This window comes from Bacillus pseudomycoides DSM 12442, from assembly GCF_000161455.1.
Classification (GTDB): domain Bacteria; phylum Bacillota; class Bacilli; order Bacillales; family Bacillaceae_G; genus Bacillus_A; species Bacillus_A pseudomycoides.
In genome coordinates, this window is record NZ_CM000745.1 from 2,639,493 (window position 1) to 2,665,719 (window position 26,227).

Below are 26,227 nucleotides of genomic sequence, written 5' to 3' on the forward strand. Positions count from 1 at the left end.
TAAATAAAGAAAAGCTTTCACTCCTGTGAAAGCTTTTCTAAGTGTTTTGCAATTTGTATATACATATTGGAGTAAGTAGAATGGACATCACTGCTCGGACTAGCATTTGATGAAAAGTGTACAATCACCATATTTGCATTTGGATCGATATAGAGGCATTGTCCGTAACTTCCTAACACTTCAAAAGCGCCCTGTTCGTTATGAGGAATCCACCATTGATTATGATAAGAAATAGGTGCACCTGGCCCGATTGCTAATTCGCCTTCTTGTACGCTCTTTACACTTTCCGAAATAGAGGAAGGGAGAACTTGCACGTCATGATAGCGACCGTTATGTAAAATCAATTGCCCAAATCTGGCCATATCTCTTGCAGTGGCATTTAAACCGGCGCTTGCCTGTTCAACTCCTGTTTCATCCGTAATATAATACGCATTTTCTTCCATACCTATTTTGGACCAAATTCGTTCACTTACATTTTCGGCTAATGATTTGCCGGTCACTGTCCGTATAATCCAGCCGAGTGTTTCAGATGAGCCGTTATTATATGAAAATGCAGTTCCAGGTGATGCTGTTTCTTTTGCTTCTCGTAACATATCATAAATTTTCATTGGGCCATCATAGTTTTTAGCACGAGGAAGAATATTACTAGCTAAATATAACTGTGCATCTTGATTTTCTAATCCCGGTTGTATATACCCATGTGTCGGGTATTCAGCAGAAACCTGCATGTCCATTAATTGTTGAATTGTTGCTTTCCCGAAAGGTGTATTTCGTAATTCTTTGACATATGTTTCAGCGGTCTTGTGTACATTGATGAGTCCTTCTTCGGTTAATGATTGTACAAGTGCACCAGTAAATACTTTTGCTAAAGAGGCCATTCCATGCGGCCCATTTTGTTTATATCCATTGAAATAATGCTCGTAAACAAGTTTTTCGTTATGTACAATGACAAATGCATCTGTTTTATTCTCATCTAATAGTTTTTTTAAAGGAATATTGCCTCCATTTTCCTTTTTAACAGAAAAATCATCTAAGTTTTGTAATGCAGTAGGGAATGGGGATACTTGCTCAGGATTATTTTTCACTTCGCTCGTTAACGTTAATTCTTTCATATGTGTGTATGACCAACGTAAGTAGGGGTCTTGTAACCAGTTTTCCTTTGTCACGTTCTCTTTAGAAGGAGAGACTTTGTTTTGTTTGAAAAATGCAAATCCAAGCCCAGTTACTATAAATAGTAGTGTAAGTATGAGCAATAAAAGGGGAGATTTTTTAAAGTTCATCTATGTACCTCCTTGTTATTTCTACAGTAAGTATACGCTCGTTTTCTTAGAAATACAAAATAAGGAAAGTAAACAGAGGAGTTTACTTTCCTTATTAACATTAAGCTGATAATTTTCTGTCTGTATGTTGCTTTTTGAACTTTTGTTTTCTGCCATGTAGACCATAATAAATAAGTAATGTGAATGCAACGATAATGGCAGCAATGAAATACATATTATGATAACTTGATTTTGCAGCTACTATACCTAATATGAAAGAACCGAAACCAATACCGCTATCAAAGAATGAGAAATAAGTGGCTGTTGCTGAGCCGCGTCGATGGTTTGGAGCCGCGGAAATAGCAATGGTTTGGAAACTTGGAATTAATGTTCCGTAGCCTAAACCAATTAATACACCTGCACCAAGGAACCAAAATGACGTTTGTGCTTGGCTTAAGATGAACATTCCAATTGTAAAAATAATAATCGAAGGATAAACAAGTATATTTTCACCGAAACGATCAAATATTTTCCCTGTGAATGGACGAGAAAGTACAACAACGAGTGCGTACACAATAAAGAAGTAGCTTGCAACTTCTCCTAAACCAATTTCTTTTGCATAAATAGGAATAAAAGATAAAATGCCACTATAAGAAAATGCTAAAACAAATCCTGTTAGAGCAATTGGAACTGAAGAAGGTTCAATTAAATCTTTCCATTTCATTCGTTCACGTTTTTGTTTACTTACTGGCTTTTCATGTGGAATATTAACAAGTAAACCTAATAGAAATGCTAGTAATGAAAATACAGAACAAACGATAAATAGAATAGTAAATGAAAAGTGCGAAATAATCGTTAAACCTAAAAAAGGACCGATTACCATCGGCAGACTCATAAATACACCAAAATAGGCAAGTGCTTCACCGCGGCGATGCGGTGGTGCGACATCTGTTACAATTGTACCTGTTGCTGTAGTCGCCATTCCAAACCCAATCCCGTGAAGGAAGCGCAGGGCAAGTAATAAAAATAAACTTTGTGCACCGAAATACATCACGGTAGCAGCTAAAAATAACGAAAGTGAAATAAATAATATTTTCTTTCTCCCTAAATCGTCAAGCCACTTTCCGGTAAATGGGCGGCATAGGACAGAAGAAATAAGGAATACTGTTGCGACTAAACCAATTTCTTCTGGTTTTCCTTTCAATCCGTCTATTACATAGACGGGCAGGGTGGTCATAAGCATGTAAAACGTTAAAAAGAGAAACAGACTACTAAAACAAGTTCCAAGGAAGTCCTTCGTCCAAAGTCTCTCACTTTGCATCGTCATCCCTCCAATTAATCATCTAAATTTTTAATAATAGCTTCTAGTACTTGAAATGCTCGCTGCAAGTCTTCTTCATTAATATCCTGCAACGTTTTTTCTTCAAAAGTATCAACTTCTTCTTGCCATACTGGAATCATTTCTAATGCTGTTTCTGATAAGGAAATGAGCTTTTCACGGCGATCTTTCCCCTCAGTTCGAATGATCCATCCCATCGTTTCCATACGTGTTAATGTACGAGTCATCGTTGGAGATTCAACGTTTAAGTATTGACATAGCTCAGTTTGTGTACAAGGCCCCGTTTGATTGATTCGGAAAATAACAGCCCATTGTGCACTAAATAAACCTGTTGGTGACACACGTTCATTAAATTTCTTAGTAAACTTTCGAGAAGTTTGACTGACAATGTGAAAAAAATGTTGTTTTTCGTCCATGTATTTAATCCTTTCAAATTAGTTACCTAGCTAACTATATACCTCTTTACCATAATTGTCTAGCAATAGATATGTTGTTTTATGTAAAAATTTTGTATCGTTTTCGTATTGAGAACATACATTCTATATGGTATTCTGAAAATAAGTTTACAATTTTCTTTCTATTATAGTTGGATGGGGGAATGTGTGATGATTAAGCCTGCAACAATGGAATTTGTTTCGTTATCAAATGGAGAAACAATCGCATACCAAGAAATTGGAAGGCGAAATAAAGAAATACTTATACTCATCCACGGGAATATGACATCTTCACAGCATTGGGATTTAGTCATTGAGAAATTACAAGATGAATATCATATTTATGCCATTGATTTAAGAGGCTTTGGGAAATCAACATACAATAAGCCAATAGATTCATTGCAAGATTTTGCAGATGATGTAAAGTTATTTATAGACGAGCTACAATTGAAGAAGTTTTCACTGATGGGCTGGTCAATGGGTGGTGGCGTCGCAATGGAGTTTACGGCTTGCCATACGGAGCTTGTAGAGAAACTAATTTTGGTAGAATCAGTCGGAATGAAAGGATATCCGATCTTTAAAAAGGATATTAATGGTCAGCCTATCGTATCCACGTTATTAAAAACAAAAGAAGAAATTGCACAAGATCCTGTTCAAATTACTCCTGTACTAGATGCCATTAAAAATATGAACAAGCTCTATTATCGAACGGTTTGGGACTTACTCATTTATACACATAACAAACCAGATCCAGAGCGCTATGAAAAATATTTAGATGATATGTTAACGCAGCGTAATTTTGTTGATGTAAACTATGCTTTAATTACATTTAATATTTCAGATGAACATAATGGAGTCGTTCCTGGAAATGGATATATCCACCGTCTGCAAGTTCCAACTCTTGTCGTACAAGGAGATCGTGATTACGTTATACCGCAAGTGGTAGGAGAAGAATTAGCAAAACATCTCCCGGATGCTGAGCTAGTCATATTAGAGGATTGTGGGCATTCGCCGTTTGTTGACTGTTTAGATGAATTTACGCAGCATGTTACAATTTGGTTAGAGAAATAGTACATTCCCAAAGACCCCAATGTTACATATACTATAATATTTGTATCTAAAGGGGAATTTGCAATGAATGTTTTTACAGAAAGAATACATGAACCTTCTCTTATATTTCACTCACCATATAGTAGTCATGCATATACAAAAGTATTTGTCCATCCTATGTATATACAAGTTTATGAGCAACCTTTTGCTCCACAATCGCAAGTACAGCTTATACCAAGTGTTGCTATGTATAATTTCTTTTATGGTCCTATCTTATATGGAAGTCCGTTTTTTAAACATTTTAATCATATTGTAAAAGCACAAATTTGGGATGGCTAAGAAGTTAGAAGAGTAATCTTTTAACTTCTTTTTTATGTTGATATTCACACAATCATTCTTGAAAAAAGTTTATCCCGCTATTTGCGGGCAGTAAGACCCCCACCTCAAAATTCAGCAAGAGCAAAGAAGTTAGGTGGGGGACGGGCTGTCCGTAAAAATCCGATTGATGAGGGCTAATAATCAGTGGGGATGAAAAAAACCCCCCACTGATTAAAGTTTCACTTTATAATGAAAATTGGTGAGCTTGAAAAGGGAGAGGGAACAGGATGTCAATACGATTTACATTTTGGATTATGGTGGGGATTGTTGCGATTTCTGGATTATCGCAAGGGATGCTTCTACCAGCTATCGCAATGATTTTTGAACAAGAAGGAATTCGTTCCAGTATTAATGGAATCCATGCAACTGCGTTATATATTGGAATATTATTTATTTCGCCATGGCTTGAAAAACCGATGCAACGGTTTGGAATGAAGCCAATTATCGTAATCGGTGGATTTCTCGTTATCATTTCATTATTCTTTTTTACACAAACATTTTCATTCTGGATATGGTTTTTACTTCGCTTTCTAGTAGGAATAGGGGATCATATGTTACATGTTGGAACGCAAACGTGGATTACAACGACATCTGATCCAAGTAAAATTGGAAGACAAGTATCTATATATGGAGTGTTTTTTGGTATCGGTTTTGCAGTAGGACCATACTTAGCGAGTACTGTTCAATATGGACTTGCAACTCCATTTATTGTATCGACGATTCTTTGCTTAATAGGGTGGTTGCTATTACTTCCAACTAAAAATGCTTTTCCAGCTCAAGATGAAACAGGGAAAGAAAATGAATCATCGCTTTCTCGTTATAAGCAAGTATTTGTACTTGCGTGGATTGCACTTATGGGACCTTTGGCATACGGTGCGTTAGAAGCAATGCTGAATAGTAATTTGCCAGTATATGCACTTCGAAAAGGTTGGTCTGTTTCTGATGTATCCTTCTTATTACCCGCATTTGCAATCGGGGGAATTATTACACAAATTCCACTTGGTATATTAAGTGATAAATATGGAAGAGATCGCATTTTAACGTGGACATTCAGCATCAGTACAGTAGTTTTCTTACTTGCTGCGGTGTTTGACGGGTATTATTGGATTGTATTTGGGTGCATGCTCTTAGCTGGAATGGTAATCGGTTCATGTTTCTCATTAGGACTTGGCTTTATGACGGATTTATTACCAAGACACTTACTGCCAGCAGGGAATATATTATCCGGAATTGCCTTTAGTATAGGAAGTATTATGGGACCTGTATTAGGAGGCGTATTTATAGAAAAAATACAGTATACAAGCTTTTTTATAGCAGTTATGATAATAATGGCAATTATTGCACTTCTATATATCACATATATGAAAAGTCAATTCGCATCAAGAAAAATAGAAAGTAGGTTAGGGCATGACAAAACAACCTAATAAGAAAAAATTTGAAGTACAAGAGAACGAAAGCATTACAGATTGTTTAGCACGTATGGAACGTGAAGGATATGCACCTTCGCGCCGCATGGAAGAGCCGATCTTTCATGAAGTGAAGAAAGATGGACAAACAGTTGTAGAACCGTGCGGAAGAAAAATTGTTTTTGAAGGAAAGTTGAAATAAGGAGAGGTTCTTTGTACTGAACCTCAAAAGTTAGACTTTAATCGGAGTGATTCCTCACTCCGATTTTTCTTTTCGTTTTAATCCAGTTTCGATACGATTTCAAGTATGACTCTTGGGGTTTTATGGAATCATAGTTTGATCCAGTAACGCTGAACAATTTCGCCAGTATTCTGGGAAATTACTTCATCTTCTAAGATACCTCCAACTTTTTGAATGGTTTTGGCAGAGGCGATATTTGCTTTGTCACAAGTTATCAACACTTTCTCCAATCCTAATTTTTTCGCTTCAAATAAGGAAAGCTGAAGTTGCCCAGTGGCGTAACCCTTTCGACGTTCGCCCGGGTGCACGCTATAACCGATATGTCCGCTCTCCATCAGTAATTCTGGTGTTAATCGATGGCGGATATTGATGAAACCGATTAATTTCCCCTTTTCAATGCTCAAAAACTGAGTAGATGGAACTCGATTTAGTGGTAAATTTTCTCCCTTTTCTTGGATTGTGACTTTTTCAAGCCATCCGTCAAAGGAATCAAATTGTTGTAAGGAACAACTACCATGCGGTTGTTCTCTTGCATCTAGGAATGCTTGCCGATAAGCCATGATTTGTTTGCTATGCTGGTGTGTTGGTTTCACTAACTGCATTGTCATCATCTTTCTCCTATATCATTTTTTTACATTACACTGTCTTACTTACTTGCTCTAACTCATTATAGTTTATAATATTTAGAATAAATCGAACAGAGTAAGCAGGGGAGTAGTTTAATTTTCTAGCACTAAACCTTTCAGACAGTTTCATCCATTGACTAACCAGTTCAAATGAAGGAATACCGTATTTTTTCAAAAGAGTAGAATAACCATAACTCGAATTAAGAGATTCTTCAACAAGACGCATTTTTAACCTGCTATTCGCTGGCAGTAAGTATTCTACTGATGGAAGTTTCTGGGTTGTATAGCTTTATAAAATTACTTGCTATTTACAAAGTGGGCATGATGAAGTGTTCTATCTTAATAGATAGTGAAATGACTATCATTTTTTGGTAAAATATTGATATAAAAAAAGATTCATTATATATTAATAAATCAGAATATAATCGCAAGAAATTCTATACGAAATATATTGAAAAATATATTATCTTATCAAGGTAAATAAGGGGGATCATGATGTCGGGAAGTTTGGTGGATTCGTTTTTAGAGTTTTTCGGGTATACAGAAAGTAAACGGAAGCGTGATCAATATGATAAATTGCATGATTACTTAAAAAGTAAGGAAAAAGAATTAGAAAAATTGATTGAAGAGATTGAATCAGCAAAGAAAAGGTATGATGCGAAAAATGGTGGATTATCATCTGATAAAATTCCAGCTCGTGAATTTGAAGTAAAACGTCCTCAAAAGGATCAAGAATACTCCAAGACAATCAGTTATTTTCGCGAAGCCCTAGGTAATGTAAGGTCTGCTAAAAGCAGGGCATATCAAAAATGGGAGGAATATAAGGCACAAGCAATTTCAGAAGAACAAACAGCTGCAGCAGCTATAGAAGCAGAAAAAAATAAGTTAAAAAACTCTTAGAGATAGTGGAGTAGAAAATTGTATAAAGTATTGAAGGAAAAGGGGAATGGGAATGCATCGTCAAGAAATTGAGATTCATGGAAATGAAATATCGAGTGCCATTTCTTATGCAGAGCAGATTGAAAAGGGAGTAAAAGAATCACTCCAGCAAGCAAATGAACTAAAATCACATGTAACCGGTTCTCGTTGGAATGGGAAAACACGAGATGCCTTTTTATGTTATTTAGAATTGCTCATCCAGTACAATTCTGAAGTCGCAGATGCACTTGAAGGACAGACAAAGGCGCTTAAGGAGCTTGATAAGAACATTCATTCCTTTACAAATAGGGATGAAGTAGAAAATATAAAAAGATTGAAATAGAGAGGAGGATAAAACAGATGGGAAGAGAAGTGTGGAGCTTTACACCTGCTGAACTGTACACATTAGCTGGTGCAGCTGGAGTCACGTACATATTTGGCTTACAAGAGCGTGAAATTCTTGCTTTAACCGATGAAGATTGCATAACGAAAGCAACAGCGGAATTGAAAGAGAAAGGGCTTATTACAGAGAATAATGGGCTGACACCAGCGGCTTTTCAGCTGATTGAATTACTGAGGGCATATCAAGAAAGCCAAGAGTATACGCGAATTAATAATCTATTAATTGGATTTTTGCCACAAGATAAAGACAGAGTAGCTGTCTTAACAGAACGAAAACAAAATGAAGAATATGAAATTCATTACATAGCGAAGCGAGATGTCTATTTTTCATTATTAGAACGGATTCCGTTTTTAATGCGAAAACCAAGAGAAATTGAAGATACCTTTTTTACAAAGAAGATGACAGAAAAAGAGCAGCGAACATTTGAAGAAATGGATTTATCTGAAAAGGATTTACTAGCTATCGAAACAGTGTCTCGCCCGCGGAGCCGAAGAGCAGAAGATAGAGGGAAATGGGAATGCTTCTTGTACTTTACAGAGGGGGAAGACTTTATTCAAATAGAAGTAGAACGTAAGCGTTATGAATGGGCTAGTCTGTATGCGGTGAACAAGAAATTATATGATGTTTTAAAAATGCCGTATAAGAAAATAAGTGATCCACGACAATTCTCGTTAGGAGGACGAAATTAATGCAAATACCAATGGAAGATGGCGGAGCAAGTAGCAGTTCAGAAATTGTATTGAATTATGATGAGATAGAAGACATTATAAGACGTCTTCAAAGCATATATAACATTTATTCAGGTGCTATAGCGACAAATGCGAAAAATCTAGAGAAGTGTCAATTCTATCTTGAAGGAGAAGCGATGCGAGTTATAGACGTGTATCCGAAAATATTAAATAAAATATTGGAACTAGCAGACCATTATAACCGAGCGGCATCCATTGTAGAGGTTGTTCGCCAAGAAATGAAAACACAAGATGAAGAATTACATAATAAATTACAACCTCAAGAATAACTACGGCTGATATGGGAATGGGGGATGGAAGAAAAATGGATGTTAGTTATAAGCCGAAAGATTGGGTAGATATGAAAGATGGCTTGAACCAAATCACAAAAGATACATTCGTAAAATTACATCAAGCGAATGGTCTTTTAAAAGATGTACAGGAAAGAATACATGACCTTGATTCAGATGGAAGTATTTATTTTCATCATAAAGATCAGACTGAAACAATTGCGGAATTACATGTTGCATATACGACTCTACAAAAATATTGTGATGACGCAGGGCAAGTCGTTTATGATCATATTGATAAACCATTTTTAGTAACAATGGATCAATTTGCACAAAAAATGAGAGATTTATCAATTAAAAACTTTGAAACTACAAACCGAATTGGCTCTACAACAACAACTACAGTACCAGGTTCATATAGTTACGGTAACACACCGCAAACGATCACAACAACAAAACCTAAAATAACGGTGGATGATATTTTCAAAGACTCACGTGCATTTGATAAAGTTCTTCATGCTGAATATGAAGAATGGAAAAGAAAAGATCCAAACATGAAGCTTGAATATGAAGAATACAGAAAACGTGTTCCTTCGACGCGAGGGTTTGAATACAGATCAATAGAGGATGAGCAAAAACAACTAGAGGCATGGCGTGACTTTGGATTAGGAGTTCTAACAGTCGGAGCAATGTTCATTTGTCCACCATTAGGGGTTGCAGCATCACTGGTATTTGGCGGGCTCCAAGTAAAAAGTGCCCATGACGGAGAAGACTGGGGAACACACCGGAAATTAAGTCAAGGAGAAAAAGTAGAAAGATATGTTTCAGGTGGCCTTGATGTTTTCACGGGTGGTGTCGGAGGAATTGTAAAAGGATTCAAAACCCTTGGATCATTTGGGAAATTGCAAGGGGAAGTAAAGAGTTTCAACCCAAATGTAGGGAAAAATATGGTACAATCATTGCAAGACGGAAAAAATATTACGCTTGACCGCATGAGACTAGCAGGCCTAAAAGCAGAAAAATACGGAAATGAAAAAATGTATCAGCTTGGCGGAAAAATGGCTGGGGGTGTAGATTATGTAACAGCTTCCTTCAAAGGCGTTGAAGCAGCTGGAGACGGTACATTGATAGGGAAGAAAGTTGGCCCAGGGAAAGTTACTGAGTGGGTTAATGCACGCCATGCAGAGAGCAGTAAGTTTATGGATGGTAAATTAGATTTCGCTAATTGGGATACAAAAAGAGTTAGTGGGAATGTATTTAAATTTGATAAAAATGGAAATAGAATAATGCGAGTAGCTGATTTTAAAGCCTATAGAGAGGGGTTAAGTAAACAGGGAATTGAAGTTGTAATTGATAAAAAAATAGTACCAAGAGGAAAAGCAGGTGGTTTCGATCCTGAGACAGGTAAAATTTATTTTAGAGGAAGACCGTCACAAATCGCTGCTTATCATGAAAATGTACATGCACAACAATGGTTAGAGTTGGGAAAAGAGAATTACTTGAAACAAACCGTTTTACAAAGAGAAGAGCATGTATACAATAAAATTATGGAGAATAGAGCAAACTTCACAAGGGCTGAGATAATTGCTACTGAACGTTATATTTATTCGCTTAGAAATGGACATTGGCCACCGTATGGATGGCCACCTGCTGATTCTGAAATATTTAAGGGGTGTTTAGATGAGTAATGAACCAAAACTAACTGTAACGAAAGCACTACATGTTGCACAAGAATATTTAAATGAACGTAATAAGAATTACCTTCCATGGACAATAAATAATGATACAAGTCAATCAATTCAATTTTATAATAAGTTTTTTGCAATTGATGGTTGCGTATGGCTTGCTGAACTAGATTTTCAGGATTTTGACAAATTTTTGGTTATTTCTGATAAAAAAAAAGCTATTGAGTTTTTAATAATAGGAGTTGATAAAAACAAAATACCAAGTATACATCCTAAATTAAATATAGACAGAGTGATTCAAATTTCTCAAGATTACAATGATGAGAATCATTTGGAAGGGGTACTCCCTACAAATATTAGAGAATCGATAGCTTTTTATGAACGTTATGATGGTTTTAATGGCTATGCATGGCAAGTTAAAATAAAGGTACCACCTTCACGTTTTGGTGGTGATGATAATGTGTCTCTTATTATTTCTGATGAAAAATCATGTGTTGAATATATATATGATCCATCAGGCTACCCTGTAACTCCGCATTTAGATGATGAATCAGATGAATATGATGAGTAATCAATTAATATTTCGCAGAAATAATGAATTATCAACCATGGAGTACCAGCTTAAAGACAAAGTCTTCATTGAGACTGAATTTGAGTCAATATCGTGGACATAAAAAAGTTGAATTTAAGCGATTTCTTTAACTCAATTTTTTATTGCCTGAGGAGTTTTATAATGGGTGTAAATATAGATTCGCTTACAGTTATAAAATCTCTCAATGTATTGCAATGATGCTAGAGTTGCTTGCTTAAACGTGACATATTGTGTGCAGTGTACTTCTTTTTTTAGAATGGCATGAAACGACTTGATACAAGTGTTATCCATACGGACACTTCCTCTTTGAAATCTATTGTAAAAAGTAAGAACTTCATGAAATTGAGTCCATAGGACCATACGGATATACATGAACTTAAAGCACTTGATTGTCTACTAAAGGCAACAAGTGCTTTTTGCGTTTAAGCATAAAATTTAAAGGGTTCATTATAATTTTATAAATGCACCAAGTGTTAAACTTTTTATAGTAATTTTTATGGTTTGTAACGGCTATATACAGTGTATGACGGCTGTAGAGAAAATTGTAAAAGAATCAAATTAATAATTAGCCTTGCGTTATGACCAAAAAGATGAGATGAGGAAACTACTTTTCATTCAAATATAGTACAATCATTGCAAGACGGAAAAAATATTAGGCTTGACCGCGTGAGACTAGAAAGCCTAAAAGCAGAAAAATACGGAAATGAAAAAATGTATCAGCTTGGCGGAAGAATGGCCGAGGGTGTGGATTATATAGGTAAAAGTATTGGGAAAGTTCCTGCAGAAAATGGAAATGTGCTTAAGACGAAAACAGTACAATCTTTTGAGAATTTAAATCTGAATGGCGAAGCTAAAAAGCCTCTTAGCAATTTAGAGGAAGCACATGAATGGGGAAGTAAGCATTTTGATAATTGGATAGAATCTTTAACTGAAAGTGAAAGAAGTGCTATTAGACAATATACTGGGGATGATTATAGAAAAATTAATAATTATCTTAGGGGAATTGCAGACTCTTTGAATGATGTAGAATCAAGTGTAATTGATAATATTAAAAGCGGTTTAAATAAAGCAAGTGTTCCTTACGATATACAAGTATATCGTGGAACTGATTTAAAACCATTTAAAAATCTATATAAAATAGATGATGAAGGCAAAATTGTGGTAGACTCTTTAGTAGGGAAAACAGTTAAAGATAATGGATTTGTCAGTACTGCAATGGTGAAAGAATCATCTTTTGATCATATGAATGTTTCGTGGGAAATTAATGTTCCTAAGGGAGCTAATGCAGCTTATGTAGGTAAGATTAGTTATATCCCTACCGAAGCAGAATTACTTTTTAATTCAGGACAAGAGATGGTTATAAAAAGTGCAAATGTTGATAGTGATGGAAAGATACATTTGATTTTAGATTTAATAAAGTAGGTGATAGAAATGGCTGGCAGAAGAATGATTGATAGATGGGAAGATGATAATAAGTCTTTTCTTAGCTTGAGCATTAAACAAAGAGTTTTCCCCACAATATATGGTGGAATTACTGGGGATCTTTTAGGCGTTCCAGTTGAATTTAAGCAAAGAGACACATTTTATATAGATGAGGTGAGTGGATATGGAACCTATAACCAACCACCTGGAACATGGTCAGATGATACCTCTTTGACTTTTTGTCTAATGGAAAATCTGATAAAAGAAGAAAACATAAGTATTTTAATGGATAAATTTATTAAATATAAAAAGGAGGGATATTGGACTCCGTTTGGAAAAATGTTTGATATTGGAAGAACTACAAATGATGCTATTATTCGTTTTGAAGAAGGATATTCACCAGAAAAATGTGGTGGAAAAGCTGAGTTTGATAATGGTAATGGTGCAATAATGAGAATAGCACCATTGGCTTTTATACTATATAATGAGTTTGACTTTATAAAAAAAGTAGAAATGATAAAAAAATATACTGAAATTACTCATGCTCATCCTCGTGCTATAGTAGGTTCCATTATTTATATTGAATGTTTGATAAGGCTTTACCATAATGATAATCCTCAAGAATCATTAGAAGTAGTTAAAAGGCTATTTGATAAAAATTTTGATAAAAGCCATAAATACCAAGATGAATTGAAACATTATTCAAGGCTTTTTGAAAATGATTTTTTTAGTATACCTATAAATGAAATCTTATCAGATGGATATGTAGTGCATACTTTAGAGGCTGCCATTTGGTGTTTGGGAAATTCAACATCATTTAAAGAAGCGGTTTTAAAGGCAGTGAACTTGGGTGGAGATACGGATACAGTAGCTGCTATAACAGGAACATTAGCAGGAATGTATTATAACATGGATGGAATTCCAGAAGTGTGGTTAGAAAAAATAGTAAGAAAGCAAGATATTGATGAATTGATAAAAAATTTCTATAAGTTTTGTGCGGATAAAGCAATTATAGAAGAATATGGTAGTCTCTAAAATAAAGAGAAGTAAGGCGAAAAGCATTAAATAAGGATTTATAATCCAAATATTTAATGCTTTTTGTTTATTACGAGTTAATTTTTTAATCCTAAGGAACTATTAAAGTTAGAAGTAAGACAAGGGTTAGTGAAAACTTAAAGGCAGGGTTTGAGGCATATAAGAAGGAGCATCTGAAAAGCATCATGTCCTGTATGGATCTGAGTCAATATATTGGGCACAAAAAAATTAAATCTAAGCAACTTACAGGGGTAATAGAGACAAATGCGAATGATAGAGGTGTATCCAAAGATAGTAGATAAAATATTGAAACTAGCAAAACATTATGAGCGAGCGGCAGTGATTGTAGGAAATGTTTGCGAAGAAATGAGAAAACAGGATGAAGAATTGCATAATAAATTACAACCTCAAGAGTAACTTTACCTGATATAGGAATAGGAGATGAGGAAAATGGATGTTCACTATAAGGTAAGGGCTTGGCAAGATATGAAAGACGGTATGAATAAACTCACAAAAGATGCATTTGTCAACTTACGTCAAGCTAATAATCTTGTAAAAGATATTCAGGAAAGAATACAAGAACTAGATTCAGATGGAAGTATTTATTTTCATCATAAAGATCAGCTTGAAGCAATTGGTAAACTGCATAATGCCTATACGGATTTGAAGGACTACGAGGTGAATCACTATGTACGCTTAAACCACCGCCAGACCCAGAGGTGAAACGTATTTTAGATGAGGTGGGTGTAAAAGGGATCTAATATAAGAATGGAGTTCCTGATTTTTCACCAGTATCAAAAGCTCAGATGGAAATTGACCGTATGTACGGTGGGACTGGTAGCAAACACGGAAATAAAGCTAGACGGTCTAATTTTGCTTAAGCAAAATTAGCTGAGCAGCTTAATAAATCTCCTGAATTAGCGAGCAAATTTGGAATGAAGCTAGGGAATATTACAGCAAGCGATATAGAAGATTTCCGACTCACAAACAATTTAACATGGTATGAATTAAATGATGTGAAAATGATTCAACTTGTACCTTCAAGCATAAACAGTACATTTGGACATCTTGGTGGGGTTGGAGAGATAAATGCAGGGAGGATTTGCTACAAAATAGAAATGTATTAAAGGAGAGTGCAAAATGATAATAAATGATGCAGTTTTTGGGGAACTCGAATATGACTATGTATGGTTTAAGGACACTAATGTTGAGTTTTGTGGAAAAGAAGTTGAAATTTCTTTATCGGTAAGCGGTGAAAAGGATGGTAAATTTTTAGAAAAACAATATATAGCATATAATTCATTCATTCAAAACTGGGAGCAACTACAGCATAACATTTTACAACCCTTGTTAGATTATTACAAACAAAAACGAAATGAACTTGGTTATGATGATACGTTTAATGAAAATTATCCTTTGATTGAAACGATTGATCAACTTCTTGATAGAATAAGTTTAGTTGGAATTTCTGTACTATATGCGAAAAGCCTTGAAGGTAGATATATTGGGTTATCCTTCGACTGTACGTGGGATACAGAAAATGGGTTAGGTATACTGCTAATAAATGAAGAAGTGGGTAAAGTAGGATATCAAGATGTTGCAATGTAAGTGAAGTATTTCTCCAAAAGAGAGAACTTGTTATGACGTATAAAAGATGCCATGATGTTACTATGAAATATTGATACTTATAAACACTTAAAGCACTTGATTGTCTACAATAGACGACGAGTGCTTTTTTGCGCTTTAGCATAGAAAAGATACAATAAAATTTAATGCTGTTTTATAGATTTTAATGACTATGTACAGCGTATGACGATAGTAGAGACAAAATTGTAAAAAGGATCAAAGTAATAACTATCCTTGGATTATTAGTGAAATTTGTGCCGGAGAAACTACTTTTCATTCAAATATAGTACAATCATTCCAAGATGGAAAAAATATTACGCTTGACCGCGTGAGACTAGAAAGCCTAAAAGTAGAAAAATCTGAAAAAGAAAAAATGTATCAACTTGGCCAAACAATAGCCGGGGGTGTAGATTATGTAACAGCTACACTCAAAGGCGTTGAAGCAGCTGGAGACGGTACATTGATAGGGAAGCAAGTTGGCCCAGGGAAGGTTACTGAGTGGGTTAATGCACGCCATGCAGAGAGTACTAAGTTTATGGATGGTAAGATTCAGGGGATTGAGGCTTCGCTTGCGGAGAGGATAAGAAAAACTGGAATAGGTGTTACTGGTGAAGGGATTCCTATAGAAGAAGTAAGTGAAAAGGTACTTAAAGAAATTCATGTTGATAAAAAGGCAGCATATGGTTATTCACCTAATGAAGGTACAACATATTCAAAGTATGATTTTACAGATATAGAGGCAACTAAAAATAATCATATTATTAGAAAAGAATACCTAGAACAATCACGGAAGATACAAGGAGAAATTGATTTAATGGTTGTAAATGGAGCCAGTAAACAAGAAATAGCCAATAAAGTGGTCGAAATGAGAAATCAAGATAAAATATTGTCAAGAGCAAAAATGAACCCAGAAGATTTAGCACCTATTGAAGCAAGGAATATGAAAATGTATGGAAATAAGGTAGGTCCGGATGCAACATGGTTATTTAAATCTAAGAAGGCTAAGTTGGAAGATTTGAAATTGAATCCTACTGATGATGAAGTATGGGATGCAGTTATAAATGGTTCTATGAAAAAAGATGATGTATTGAATACTTTGTTAGGATTAAAGCATTAAAGGAGGATATATAGTGTGATTATTTTAAGGAATTATTTTGATATAGATTCAAAAATAGTATTGCATGACAACGAGTACAAAATAGAGAATATTAATAGTATTATAAATGGAGTTGGAGGGATAACGGATAATAATATATTATATGGTTTATATGTTTATAATAAAAAATTATTTTTTGTAATAAATACAAAATCATATGAGCTTAATAAAAATAATATCAATTGTAGTAATAAATACATTACTAAAACTGATAGATTATTTATTATATTAAGTTCGAATCAAAAGGTATGTGAAATTCAATATGAACCAGTTGTTGACCCAGGAATGATGTATTATGATATTGACGAAGAGGAATTTGATGTTTTGTTATATATTAGTAGTTTGTTAAAGGATAATGAAACAATTAGTAAATTTGTTGAGGCAATGAGTAAAAGGGGTTAATTGCTAGTATAGATTTTGATAAAAAAATATAAAATAAGATGTATTATTAAGGTATGTGTGAATTTGAGTCAATAGCGTGGACACAAAAAAGTTAAATCTAAGCGATTTCTTTAACCCAATTTTTTATTGCTTGAGGAGTTTTATAACGGGTGTAAATATAGATTCGCTTACAGTTATAAAATCTCTCAATGTATTGCAATAATGCTAGAGTTGTTTGCTTAAACATGACATATTGTGTGCAGTGTAATTCTTTTTTTAGAATGGCATGAAACGACTTGATACAAGTGTTATCATACGGACACTTCCTCTTTGAAATCTATTGTGAGAAGTAAGAACTTCATGAAATTGCGTCCATATGACCATAAGAATATAAATGAACTTAAAGCACTTGATTGTCTACAATAGACGACGAGTGCTTTTTTGCGCTTTAGCATAGAAAAGATACATTATATTTTTATAAATGCATGAAGTGTTAAATTTTAATGCTGTTTTATAGATTTTAATGGCTATATACAGTGTAAGACGATAGTAGAGAAACATTGTAAAAAGTGTCAAAGCAACAAATAATCTTAGAGTACTAGCAAAATTGTGAGATGGAGAAATTAGTTTCAACCTAAATGTAGTGCTCTCATTACGAGATAGCAAAAATATTACGCTTGACCGTGTGAGACCAGAAAGCCTAAAAGTAGAAAAATCTGAAAAATAAAAACTGTATCAGCTTGGCAAAAAAATAGCCGGGGGTGTACATTATGTAACAGTTACACTCAAAGGCGTTGAATTTACTGAAGACGGTACATTGATAGGGAAGCAAGCTGGCCCAGGGAAGGTTACCGAGTGGGTTAATACGCGCCATGCAGAGAGTACTAAGTTTATGGATGGTAAGATTCAGGGGATTGAGGCTTCGCTTGCTAAGGGTACGGATAATCTTAAATTTAAAGAAGGCTACTATGTTGAACATTTGCAAGCGCAAAATGCGAACCGGTTATCTGGGGAGAAAGTTCCAGAAGAGGGGATAAGAAAAGCTGGAGTAGGTAAAACTGGTGAAGGAATACCCTTAGAAGAAGTAAAGCCAGATGTACTTAAGCAGATACACCCTGATGATAATGGAGCATATGGGTATTTACCAAATGAAGGTACTGCATACCATAAACCAGAATATGATTTTACTGATGTTGATTGGGTAAAAGGAATGAAAAATGTTAGGAAGGATTATCTTGAAGCATCTAAACAATTAGAAATTGATATTAAAAGAATGACTTCGGAAGGATTTTCTAAAGAAGACATAGCAAAACATGTTGTTGATGCACGTAATCAACAGAAAGTTACAGCTAGAGCAGACATGACAGCAGAAGAAAGAGCAGGATTAGAAGCGAGGAATATGGAAAAATATGATAATCCAATAGGTCCAGATTCACAATGGTTATTTAATAAAACTAAGAAGAAATTAATTAAAGAAGGCACATATATAAATGACGACGAAATTTGGAGTAGTATTATTAAAAAATCCATGAAAAAAGATGATGTAATAAATACACTATTAGGGTTAATTCATTAGGAGGAGTTAGTTATGATATTTTTAGATAATTATTCTAAAAAGAACACATATATTAATATAACACCAGAAGGATATTCACTAGTTGATGCAAATAGTATAAATGATATAGAAAATGGAGAAGGTGGATTTAGTGAAGATGGTGAGCTATTAGGGCTATATATTGACGATGGCAAATTATATTTCCAATATAATGATAAAAGGTATGAAACTAAGCCAGATGAAATAAATTGCACAAATGAAATATTAGATGATGGTAAGCGTAATTTCAGAATGAAAATAAAGGAAGTCCTTGTCTGTAATATTATATACAAACCATATATAAGCCCATTCGTTTTAACCTTCGGAGATGATGAAGATGAATTTGATTTTTTACTTTATTTAAGTAATTTAATGGCAGATGAAAATTCTATTATAAATTTTATTAAGGGCATAAATAATTTAAAGCAATATTATTCTAATATCTAAGAAAGAGAAATTCTATTTTACAAATAGTTTTTTACTGCAAAATTAAGTAGTACCTAGATGCATAAACTAACAGAATTAATAAATGGTATAAAAACTAGGAGAATACTATATATAGATGAATTCATAATTGTAATAATGCAGTGAAAAGATTAAATGAATCAGCTGAAATTTAAGTAGGCTGATTCATTGTTTTTTTAGTAGTTAACATATGCTATAAATATGGACAGTTTCATAAAAGAGTTTTTAAGAATATGAATAAAAAATGACTAGTTAAAGGTTATTAGATTATAACTCCAATTTCAGGATGCTAACAGATAAAAAATTGGCATAGAAATCATATAATAAATCCAAATATAGGGAGTATGCTCCCTTCATATGAGATTTAACGATTGATAAATATAAAACTCGAAATATCATCGGCATGAAAGAAACAATTGCTGTTCCTATGTCCAAACGACAGAGCGCGTCAAAGACAAAATCACTATGAATGATATCTTCATTTCCAACAATGTGTTTACGACCATTATGATAATTTTATGATTAGAACGGAAAACCTACAAGGTGGCTTTGCTGAACCTTGTGATAATTGTAGTAGAACGTTTTCTGGATTCTATAACATTGATTACTAGGAGGAATGAAAATGAAAATATCAAATAAGACAATAGAAGAATTAAAAAAAGCGGGATGGTACGAGGGGAGAAAAATAGACATATCAGAAAATGTAAAGTTTCTTGAAGAAAGAGGCTTTGAAGTTTTTGAAAGTGCAAAAAAATTTATGGAGGAGTTTGGAGAATTACGAATCAATGTTGAAAAGATTCGTTCAAATGGGTCTAAGACAATATCTGAACATACCACTTGTATTAAGGAAGTGATAGGTGTGTTAGATAGTTCGTGTTTTGGCTTAGATGATTTTATTGATGATAAAGTTATTCCTATAGGTTCACTATATGATTTCGGGCTAAATTTATACATATCGGAATCAGGAAGAATATTTGAATCAACAGGTTGGGTAGGAGACAATGCTTTGGAGGCATTTGATAATATTATTCTTGGAAAAGGAACAGTGATTTGGGATAAATTTGAAGGATAATAATAATTTTCTAATGAAAAATTATGTCCTAACCTACTGCATAATTGTAATTAAGCAGTGAGTAGGTGGAAGAGTAATAGAAAAAAATTAAAAAGTGATTTTAAGTTGATGGAACTGAAAACTAGTTTTAAAATACCTTGCCACTTAATCATCTTTGTAAACGTCAAGTAACTCCAAAATATACAACAAAGGTTGATTTTAGAGTTACTTTTTGTTTTCTTCACTTTTTTCGGTACTTTGCAACTAGATGGTAAATCCATTGACCACGGTAAGACTTTATCAATTTCCTCTTTATTGTTTAAATCGATATTTGGGAGCGTTTCAAACAAATATAGAAGATAATGATAGGGACTTAAATTGTTCTCTTTTGCGGTTTCAACCACACTATACATGATGGCACTTCCTCTAGCACCTCTCGGTGTATTTGAGAACATCCAATTTTTTCTTCCGATCACAAATGGTTTAATAGAGCGTTCACTTTTGTTATTATCGATTTCTAAACGACCGTCTAATAAAAAAGCTTCAAGATGATTCCATTGATTCAAACAATAAGTGATAGCTTTTCCTAGAGCGCTTTTTGGTAAAACACGATCTTTCTGTTCATGAAGCCATACCGAAAAAAGGTCCAGAATGGGCCTGCTTTGCTTAAGACGCTGCTCATATCGCTCGGTAGGGTTGACATGTTTGAGCTTCCTTTCGATCGAATAGAGTTGATTACAGAAGTGCAAACCTTCGCTCGCCTTCACTTTTTTCCCCTTCTGTGAATCAGGTAAAGCCTTTAAGGCTTCATCAAACTTCCGTCTGGCATGCGCCCAACATCCCACAAGAGTGACATCCGGTACTTGATGATAACCACTATATCCATCTACTTGTAAATACCCTTGAAAACCAGTTAAAAAACGCTTCGGATGTTCTCCTGCTCTTGTGGGCTGATAGTCATAGAGAACAATAGAGGTATCCTCTCGTCCTGTACGATATAACCATAGATAGGACTTGGTTGTTGCGGCCCGCTCGGGTTCGCGTAAGACTTGGAAGGTTATTTCGTCCGCATGAAGAATAGTTTGAATAAGTAGATGTTCATGCATCCTTTCATATAAAACCGCTAACCATCGATCAGCCCCATATAATAACCAATTTCCCATCGTTTGTCGTGATAAAAAGATCCCCATTCGCTCAAAATGCTTTTCCTGACGATAAAGAGGCAACCCTTCTACATATTTTTGTGTCATAGTATAGGACATAATCGATGGGGAAGCGATACTTTTAGGAAAGGCAGGAGCTGGCATCTTGGCCGTTACAATCGGTGTGGATACCTCGTCTAATTCACATTTACGACAAGCGTATACGTATCTCTTATGTTCTGTTACCTTTACTTCCGCAGGAACAATCGTCAGTTCCTTTCGGACTTCTACACTCATCTCATGCAAAGCACCACCACAGCACGAACAAACCTGTTCCTCATCAAGTAAACGATATTCAACCGTTTCAATCGGAAGGTTTTGGACAGACTCAGCCCTATGACCACGTTTCTTTTTGCGACGATAGGTAATCGTTTCAACAGCTGGTTCGGGTGTTTCAGAATCACTTTCTTTCTCAGCCTCATTAAACAGTTCTAAAGCGAGTTGATTATTAGGTATTTTTTCGCTAGACGTACCAAACCGTTTTTGTTGACTCAAACGAAATTATTCTTCATACCATCTCACTTTTGCCGTGAGTTCTTCTACTTGAGCTTGAAGTGATTCAATTGTAGGTTGATTTGAATGAGAAAGTGTTGTTTTCATAGATAAGCACATTCGACAAAATCATCCAAATTCCTTTTCATATATGATTTTTATAAAATGGTTCTCGCATGTACAGCTTGATGCCCTTGTTTTTGGTGAAAAGCAAATCCGTCAAGAAGCCATCTCAATTGTCGCTTTGATATGGTAAGAACGTTCCCTTTTCCAATCTGCGATAGTGTAACCAGAAACCATTATGTTCCCAAACAAGAATTTTTAATTTATCGCGTGAGCGATTGCAAAAAACAAATAAACAAGAAGAAAAGGGATCTAACTCAAATTCTTCTTTTACAATAGCCGCTAATCCATCAATCGATTTACGTAAATCTGTTGCTCCTTGTGCAAGATATACTTTTTCAATCGATACTTCTGATATCATTGTTGTTTCACCGTCTGCATCACTTGTAGGAGTACCTGTGGAGTAAAGGGCACATCCAGTTCAATGGTTGCTTCTTTCATATGAATTCGAATGATGGCACGTATTTTTTCTTCTATGACAGGGACATTCATAGAGAGCCAATCCACACGCTCATTCTTATTCTGATTTTCTGTTTGAGGTGATAATTTTTTCAACCAATAGTAAAGCCGATGAGCCGGTAGGTTCTGTTTTTTACACCAAGCAACTTTTGATAATCCACTGTTTTTATAGTCTTGAATATAAGCTTCTCATTCTTTTTCTAATAGGTGTTTTCCCATAAAAAAACCTCCACATGTAGTATGTAAGGAGATTTTCTCATGGGTTATTTACAAATGACAGGTGGGGAATATTTGACGCTTACTCTTCAGACGAGGTTGTACACATTTTAAATAATAATGAACATATACTCCTTAAAATTGGAAATGAAATCAGTTCATTAGAAATTAAAGGGAAAATGAATGAGATTAGCGCCATAACAGGTTACTCAAAGAATATATCTGAAGCTATTGCAGAGATTAGAATTAAAGAATTAATAGGTAATGATCCCTTAGTACATTCTCAGCTTAAGAATTCTATTGAACAATTTAAAGATACCATTCAGCCTATTTTAACAAAAAAGCAAAAAAGAGGTAATGGGGGTAATTACTCAATGATAGATGTTAAAGTAGGAGACCTAAACACGAAGATTAAATCTTTCAGTAAGTTTTCTAGTCTAGATGATATTGGGAAGGGCGGGAGTTTATCTCCTGCAGAAGTGAAACAATTTGTAGAAAATGAAAATATAGCTCTGTTAAAACCTGAAGATAAAAGAGTTTTCGAGACATCAAAAATAGACAATCAAGATGCACTCTTTGATACAAAAGCTAAATTGTTAGAAAATATCGCCGGAAAATTAGGTGATAACTATGATGTCAAAGGCAGCATTGATTTATATACACAATTATCACCATGTGCTAGTTGTAGAGGAGTAATTTCGCAATTTATGGATAGATATCCAAATATTAAAATTAACCTTAATTATGATAAACAATATCATAATTAAATCTGAAATGGGGGATCGAGAATATGTTTACGGAATACCTTCTTCATTATGAGAGAAGTAATATCGAAGATGAAGTTTTAATTCAAATGGCTAAGGAAATAAATGTTACAATTACAGAAGAGTTCATAGAAGATAAGCTTTTTTTTGGAGGAGAATTTTCTCCAAGTGATTATGGAACTGGTAAAGTATATATTTTGAAAAATGAAGAAACAGAAGAATTCATAGTAATTGATACATTTTTAGTTCCTGACGATCAATTTGAAATGATGTATATCGGAGTAAGATGTGAAACAAGGAAGAAAGAAAAGGTAAAAGATCTTTTACTAGGTTGTTTTGAAGAAGTATCTACAAAACCATTAGGACAGTATTTTAAGATAATAGATAATGATTTACTTTTACAAATATCTAAAATGGATAAGATAGACAGAAGTATTTATTATAGTGACAAGAAGTTTGGGATATACGAAATTGAAGTTGAGCTTATTCCTAATATATGATTACTCTAAATGAAGGCCTTCTAATACGTTCGTGTAGATTCTCTCAATAATTTTTTGGACAGTTTTGAATTTGAAAGGGGTTCCCTAGAAGGTTTAATAACCATGGGGTAGCCTCTTTTTTATCCCTAATTACCACGTATATCAGATTTAACTTGGCGTCATCATCAAATACCTGGAAAAATGCAGTTAGTAATATATGATACTCACAGTGTAAATCATTTAGGTGGAAATAGACTTTGGGGAGGTGGAGTTAGATGACAAAAATACAATGGGATTTTAAAAGAGATGAAGTAAGTGAGAAGGATAGTGTAGAAGTTAGTCGGAAAATTGGAGTGGCTTTTCCGAATGATTATATTGAATGTGTAAAAATAAATCATGGGGCATATCCGGAACCAGAAGTATTCCATGTAAATGGACAAGAACGTGTTTTCGGATCATTATTAAAATATAATTCAGAAAGTCACACGGGAATTTATAATATTTACAATGAATATAAAGATACATTACCAAAGGAACTAGTACCATTTGGAATTGATCCAGCTGGAAATTTAATCTGCTTTGATTATAAAAATTATGAAGACAATCCAATTGTTGTCTTTTGGGAACATGAAGATGCATGGGAAAAAGAAGCACCGATGGAAAGTGAAGGGATTACTGCGGAAGAAGCAGAGGAAGTAGCAAGAGAAAATGTATTTTATGTAGCAAGTACTTTCACTGAGTTTTTAAACAAATTACATGATTAATAGGTATTCAAAATAAAAGGGCTGTTCCATAAGTTGGTTTCACTTGCTTATGGGATAGCCTCTTTTGTTTTAGTGTAAAAATAGTTTCAATCAACAATTCATATAGGTAAAATAATAATTAGATTATTTCCAGCTGGTCAGATTAAAAATAGAAAAACATAGAAAAAACAAAATGTATCAGCTCGGCCAAAAAATAGCGGGAGATGTAGATTATATAACAGCTACACTCAAAGGCGTTGAAGCAGCTGAAGACGGTACATTGATAAGGAAGCAAGTTGGCCAGGGCGGCGAGCGCAAAATGCGAACCGGTTATCTGGGGAGAAACTCGATAATCTTTCGCTGAATATAGAGAAGAAAGCATCTGTGGGAAATGAACCTGTATTGGAAAAGAAATCGGCGGAGTTTTTTGATGAGTTGAATTTGAAGAGTGAGCAGAAAGTTCCTACGGAGGGATTGGATAAAACTTTAAATAACTATCGACGATTGAAGGATAAAGCAGATGCATCTAGAAGTTTATTGCCACCTAAATATCAAAAAGAGGATATGACAGGATTTAAACTTGGTAATACTGCTTATGCTGAGGTAAATATCAAAAATCATTTTGAAGGAGAATTAAAATCCTTTAGCAAATATGGAAACCTTAACAAAAATGGAGAGGTAACGTCAGTACCTGGCTGAGTTTCTTCGAAAAAATTAGAAGATAGAAGATACTATAAAGATGTGCTTAAGGTGAATTCAGACAATCAAATTGATTTAGAGAAAGGATATTTAAGGGATAAAGACACAGAGTATAAGATAATAGAAGGTATTAGTGATAAACTGAAGGATAATTATGATGCTGAAGGAGTAATACATTTATATACAGAAAGAGATGTATGTTTAAGTTGCGATAATGTATTAAAATCTTTTAGTACAGATTATAAAAATATTACCTTAAATATTTATGATGCTTTAGGGAATATATATAAGCTGAGAAATGGTAGCATCATTACAGATTAATTTTATTGAGGAGAGAGGATATATGGAACAAGGTTTTTTAGTGCAATATGAATATGAATTTCCTAACGAATATACTGATGAACTAGTGGAGCAAATAGGCGAGATAATGGGAATTCCCATTGATTTAACAAGAGAAAATAAGATGGAGCACATACAAGATTATGAATCTGAAACAGAGATTATTCGTTTAATAAAGAGTCTTAAAGAACCAAAAAGTTTTATTTTGATTAAATTTAATAAAAAAGATTGGTACTATGCAATTGTGATAAGATGTCGAGAAAGTATACATCAAAGAGTTAAAGAAGTTTTGCTTGATTTGAATGAACAAATTATAGAAGAGTACGGTGATACACCTTATGAAAAAATTGAAAATGTTATATCTAATAAAGATACATTACTAAATAAGTTTTTGGAAAGATACAACTTTTCTATTGATTAAAGAATGCGCTAGTCGAGCGTTTCACAAGGGTTTTGTTTAAATTGATCTAATAAATATTTTCTAACGATATAAAAGATTTACGGGGTAGAAGTAAGTTTATACAGTGCAATCAATAAATTAAATGTAAAAAATTGATAAACATATTTGATGAAATTTCAAAGGCTTGTTCCAACTTGAAAAGGAGAAGGAATGAGCTTTTTGTATGTCAAAA

General features: G+C 34.2%; 33 protein-coding genes and 3 pseudogenes. 28 read left to right on the forward strand and 8 right to left on the reverse strand.

Going from position 1 to position 26,227, the window contains the following annotated elements; all coding sequences use genetic code 11:
• Positions 1-17 precede the first annotated feature (17 nt).
• The 3 genes from BPMYX0001_RS13230 to BPMYX0001_RS13240 all read right to left on the reverse strand — a co-directional run bounded on the left by BPMYX0001_RS13230 (position 18) and on the right by BPMYX0001_RS13240 (position 3,014).
• The gene (locus BPMYX0001_RS13230) at positions 18-1,280 is read right to left on the reverse strand and encodes a serine hydrolase domain-containing protein (RefSeq protein ID WP_006095321.1); all 1,263 of its coding nucleotides are present in this window, start codon (positions 1,278-1,280) and stop codon (positions 18-20) included.
• A gap of 100 nt (positions 1,281-1,380) precedes the next feature.
• Entirely contained in the window at positions 1,381-2,580 is a 1,200-nt protein-coding gene (locus BPMYX0001_RS13235) for an MFS transporter (RefSeq protein ID WP_018766314.1), read from the reverse strand.
• 14 nt (positions 2,581-2,594) lie between these two features.
• The gene (locus BPMYX0001_RS13240) at positions 2,595-3,014 is read right to left on the reverse strand and encodes a MarR family winged helix-turn-helix transcriptional regulator (protein WP_003202902.1); all 420 of its coding nucleotides are present in this window, start codon (positions 3,012-3,014) and stop codon (positions 2,595-2,597) included.
• Positions 3,015-3,188: 174 nt separating this feature from the next.
• On the opposite strand from BPMYX0001_RS13240, the gene phaZ reads away from it, so the two are divergent.
• The 4 genes from phaZ (at position 3,189) to BPMYX0001_RS13260 (ending at position 6,068) form a co-directional block, all read left to right on the forward strand.
• Positions 3,189-4,103: an intracellular short-chain-length polyhydroxyalkanoate depolymerase gene (gene phaZ, locus BPMYX0001_RS13245; protein ID WP_006095323.1), complete on the forward strand. Its 915-nt coding sequence runs from the start codon at positions 3,189-3,191 to the stop codon at positions 4,101-4,103.
• A 63-nt stretch (positions 4,104-4,166) separates the two neighbouring features.
• Positions 4,167-4,421: a hypothetical protein gene (locus tag BPMYX0001_RS13250; RefSeq protein WP_050774409.1), complete on the forward strand. Its 255-nt coding sequence runs from the start codon at positions 4,167-4,169 to the stop codon at positions 4,419-4,421.
• 266 nt (positions 4,422-4,687) lie between these two features.
• Positions 4,688-5,884: an MFS transporter gene (locus BPMYX0001_RS13255; RefSeq protein ID WP_018781751.1), complete on the forward strand. Its 1,197-nt coding sequence runs from the start codon at positions 4,688-4,690 to the stop codon at positions 5,882-5,884.
• Positions 5,868-6,068, forward strand: a complete 201-nt coding sequence (locus BPMYX0001_RS13260; RefSeq protein ID WP_018766317.1) for an NETI motif-containing protein — start codon at positions 5,868-5,870, stop codon at positions 6,066-6,068. Before BPMYX0001_RS13255 ends, BPMYX0001_RS13260 begins: the two co-directional genes overlap by 17 nt.
• Before the next feature lie 128 nt (positions 6,069-6,196).
• On the opposite strand, the gene BPMYX0001_RS13265 is transcribed toward BPMYX0001_RS13260, so the two are convergent.
• Complete coding sequence (locus BPMYX0001_RS13265; protein WP_303047176.1) at positions 6,197-6,709, reverse strand: GNAT family N-acetyltransferase; 513 nt, start codon at positions 6,707-6,709, stop codon at positions 6,197-6,199.
• Between the two features lie 519 nt (positions 6,710-7,228).
• On the opposite strand from BPMYX0001_RS13265, the gene BPMYX0001_RS13270 reads away from it, so the two are divergent.
• From BPMYX0001_RS13270 to BPMYX0001_RS13295, 6 genes are read left to right on the forward strand one after another with little or no spacing between them, the layout of a single operon-like run.
• The gene (locus BPMYX0001_RS13270) at positions 7,229-7,633 is read left to right on the forward strand and encodes a hypothetical protein (RefSeq protein ID WP_018766319.1); all 405 of its coding nucleotides are present in this window, start codon (positions 7,229-7,231) and stop codon (positions 7,631-7,633) included.
• A 52-nt stretch (positions 7,634-7,685) separates the two neighbouring features.
• A complete protein-coding gene (locus BPMYX0001_RS13275) occupies positions 7,686-7,994 on the forward strand; it encodes a WXG100 family type VII secretion target (RefSeq protein ID WP_018766320.1) in 309 nt (102 codons plus the stop codon).
• A 17-nt stretch (positions 7,995-8,011) separates the two neighbouring features.
• A complete protein-coding gene (locus BPMYX0001_RS13280; protein ID WP_003207688.1) occupies positions 8,012-8,743 on the forward strand; it encodes a DUF5081 family protein in 732 nt (243 codons plus the stop codon).
• Positions 8,743-9,072: a hypothetical protein gene (locus BPMYX0001_RS13285; RefSeq protein ID WP_006095325.1), complete on the forward strand. Its 330-nt coding sequence runs from the start codon at positions 8,743-8,745 to the stop codon at positions 9,070-9,072. Before BPMYX0001_RS13280 ends, BPMYX0001_RS13285 begins: the two co-directional genes overlap by 1 nt.
• Positions 9,073-9,107: 35 nt before the next feature.
• Positions 9,108-10,760: a zincin-like metallopeptidase toxin domain-containing protein gene (locus BPMYX0001_RS13290; protein ID WP_240516995.1), complete on the forward strand. Its 1,653-nt coding sequence runs from the start codon at positions 9,108-9,110 to the stop codon at positions 10,758-10,760.
• A complete protein-coding gene (locus BPMYX0001_RS13295) occupies positions 10,753-11,328 on the forward strand; it encodes a hypothetical protein (RefSeq protein WP_224796210.1) in 576 nt (191 codons plus the stop codon). The genes BPMYX0001_RS13290 and BPMYX0001_RS13295 overlap by 8 nt, the downstream gene beginning before the upstream one ends.
• A 132-nt stretch (positions 11,329-11,460) precedes the next feature.
• Here the strand turns inward: BPMYX0001_RS13295 and BPMYX0001_RS34930 are convergent.
• A pseudogene (locus BPMYX0001_RS34930) lies at positions 11,461-11,659 on the reverse strand (IS3 family transposase); the annotation flags it as partial.
• Positions 11,660-12,015: 356 nt separating this feature from the next.
• On the opposite strand from BPMYX0001_RS34930, the gene BPMYX0001_RS30835 reads away from it, so the two are divergent.
• The 11 genes and pseudogenes from BPMYX0001_RS30835 to BPMYX0001_RS13350 all read left to right on the forward strand — a co-directional run bounded on the left by BPMYX0001_RS30835 (position 12,016) and on the right by BPMYX0001_RS13350 (position 20,100).
• Complete coding sequence (locus BPMYX0001_RS30835) at positions 12,016-12,771, forward strand: ADP-ribosyltransferase (RefSeq protein ID WP_006095327.1); 756 nt, start codon at positions 12,016-12,018, stop codon at positions 12,769-12,771.
• Between the two features lie 9 nt (positions 12,772-12,780).
• Positions 12,781-13,806: an ADP-ribosylglycohydrolase family protein gene (locus tag BPMYX0001_RS13310; protein WP_006095328.1), complete on the forward strand. Its 1,026-nt coding sequence runs from the start codon at positions 12,781-12,783 to the stop codon at positions 13,804-13,806.
• 264 nt (positions 13,807-14,070) lie between these two features.
• Complete coding sequence (locus BPMYX0001_RS33115; RefSeq protein ID WP_006095330.1) at positions 14,071-14,223, forward strand: hypothetical protein; 153 nt, start codon at positions 14,071-14,073, stop codon at positions 14,221-14,223.
• A 33-nt stretch (positions 14,224-14,256) separates the two neighbouring features.
• Entirely contained in the window at positions 14,257-14,529 is a 273-nt protein-coding gene (locus BPMYX0001_RS13315) for a hypothetical protein (protein WP_003209387.1), read from the forward strand.
• Positions 14,469-14,933: pseudogene (locus BPMYX0001_RS30840) on the forward strand (HNH endonuclease); the annotation flags it as partial. The gene BPMYX0001_RS13315 and the pseudogene BPMYX0001_RS30840, both read left to right, overlap by 61 nt.
• 13 nt (positions 14,934-14,946) lie before the next feature.
• A complete protein-coding gene (locus BPMYX0001_RS13325; RefSeq protein ID WP_003209390.1) occupies positions 14,947-15,414 on the forward strand; it encodes a DUF6985 domain-containing protein in 468 nt (155 codons plus the stop codon).
• A 346-nt stretch (positions 15,415-15,760) separates the two neighbouring features.
• Entirely contained in the window at positions 15,761-16,549 is a 789-nt protein-coding gene (locus BPMYX0001_RS13330; RefSeq protein ID WP_006095331.1) for a hypothetical protein, read from the forward strand.
• Between the two features lie 15 nt (positions 16,550-16,564).
• Positions 16,565-16,990 carry a hypothetical protein gene (locus tag BPMYX0001_RS13335; protein ID WP_003209504.1) on the forward strand — a complete coding sequence of 142 codons (426 nt, stop codon included), beginning with the start codon at positions 16,565-16,567 and terminating at the stop codon, positions 16,988-16,990.
• Between the two features lie 871 nt (positions 16,991-17,861).
• On the forward strand, positions 17,862-18,545 hold the full coding sequence (locus BPMYX0001_RS13340; RefSeq protein ID WP_244268580.1) for a hypothetical protein: 684 nt from the start codon (positions 17,862-17,864) through the stop codon (positions 18,543-18,545).
• A 12-nt stretch (positions 18,546-18,557) separates the two neighbouring features.
• Complete coding sequence (locus BPMYX0001_RS13345; RefSeq protein ID WP_003209509.1) at positions 18,558-19,010, forward strand: hypothetical protein; 453 nt, start codon at positions 18,558-18,560, stop codon at positions 19,008-19,010.
• Positions 19,011-19,650: 640 nt separating this feature from the next.
• Positions 19,651-20,100: an SUKH-3 domain-containing protein gene (locus BPMYX0001_RS13350; protein ID WP_033798977.1), complete on the forward strand. Its 450-nt coding sequence runs from the start codon at positions 19,651-19,653 to the stop codon at positions 20,098-20,100.
• A 233-nt stretch (positions 20,101-20,333) separates the two neighbouring features.
• Here the strand turns inward: BPMYX0001_RS13350 and tnpC are convergent.
• From tnpC to tnpA, 3 genes and pseudogenes are all read right to left on the reverse strand, one after another.
• A pseudogene (gene tnpC / locus BPMYX0001_RS29460) lies at positions 20,334-21,893 on the reverse strand (IS66 family transposase); the annotation flags it as partial.
• Positions 21,894-22,005: 112 nt separating this feature from the next.
• Entirely contained in the window at positions 22,006-22,257 is a 252-nt protein-coding gene (gene tnpB / locus BPMYX0001_RS13360; protein ID WP_003209515.1) for an IS66 family insertion sequence element accessory protein TnpB, read from the reverse strand.
• Positions 22,254-22,535 (reverse strand): IS66 family insertion sequence element accessory protein TnpA, encoded by a 282-nt coding sequence (tnpA, locus tag BPMYX0001_RS34940; RefSeq protein WP_412676844.1) that lies wholly within the window; start codon positions 22,533-22,535, stop codon positions 22,254-22,256. The genes tnpB and tnpA overlap by 4 nt, the downstream gene beginning before the upstream one ends.
• Before the next feature lie 215 nt (positions 22,536-22,750).
• On the opposite strand from tnpA, the gene BPMYX0001_RS13370 reads away from it, so the two are divergent.
• From BPMYX0001_RS13370 to BPMYX0001_RS13395, 7 genes are all read left to right on the forward strand, one after another.
• Positions 22,751-23,338 (forward strand): deaminase domain-containing protein, encoded by a 588-nt coding sequence (locus BPMYX0001_RS13370; RefSeq protein ID WP_003209517.1) that lies wholly within the window; start codon positions 22,751-22,753, stop codon positions 23,336-23,338.
• Positions 23,339-23,361: 23 nt separating this feature from the next.
• Positions 23,362-23,835, forward strand: a complete 474-nt coding sequence (locus BPMYX0001_RS13375) for a hypothetical protein (protein ID WP_003209520.1) — start codon at positions 23,362-23,364, stop codon at positions 23,833-23,835.
• A 138-nt stretch (positions 23,836-23,973) separates the two neighbouring features.
• The gene (locus BPMYX0001_RS30845; protein WP_113745401.1) at positions 23,974-24,093 is read left to right on the forward strand and encodes an HNH endonuclease; all 120 of its coding nucleotides are present in this window, start codon (positions 23,974-23,976) and stop codon (positions 24,091-24,093) included.
• Positions 24,090-24,578, forward strand: a complete 489-nt coding sequence (locus BPMYX0001_RS13380) for an SMI1/KNR4 family protein (RefSeq protein WP_006095336.1) — start codon at positions 24,090-24,092, stop codon at positions 24,576-24,578. Before BPMYX0001_RS30845 ends, BPMYX0001_RS13380 begins: the two co-directional genes overlap by 4 nt.
• Before the next feature lie 363 nt (positions 24,579-24,941).
• Positions 24,942-25,256 (forward strand): hypothetical protein, encoded by a 315-nt coding sequence (locus BPMYX0001_RS13385; RefSeq protein ID WP_006095338.1) that lies wholly within the window; start codon positions 24,942-24,944, stop codon positions 25,254-25,256.
• Between the two features lie 51 nt (positions 25,257-25,307).
• Complete coding sequence (locus BPMYX0001_RS13390) at positions 25,308-25,577, forward strand: deaminase domain-containing protein (RefSeq protein ID WP_003209524.1); 270 nt, start codon at positions 25,308-25,310, stop codon at positions 25,575-25,577.
• Between the two features lie 22 nt (positions 25,578-25,599).
• A complete protein-coding gene (locus BPMYX0001_RS13395) occupies positions 25,600-26,016 on the forward strand; it encodes a hypothetical protein (protein WP_003209525.1) in 417 nt (138 codons plus the stop codon).
• Positions 26,017-26,227 lie beyond the last annotated feature (211 nt).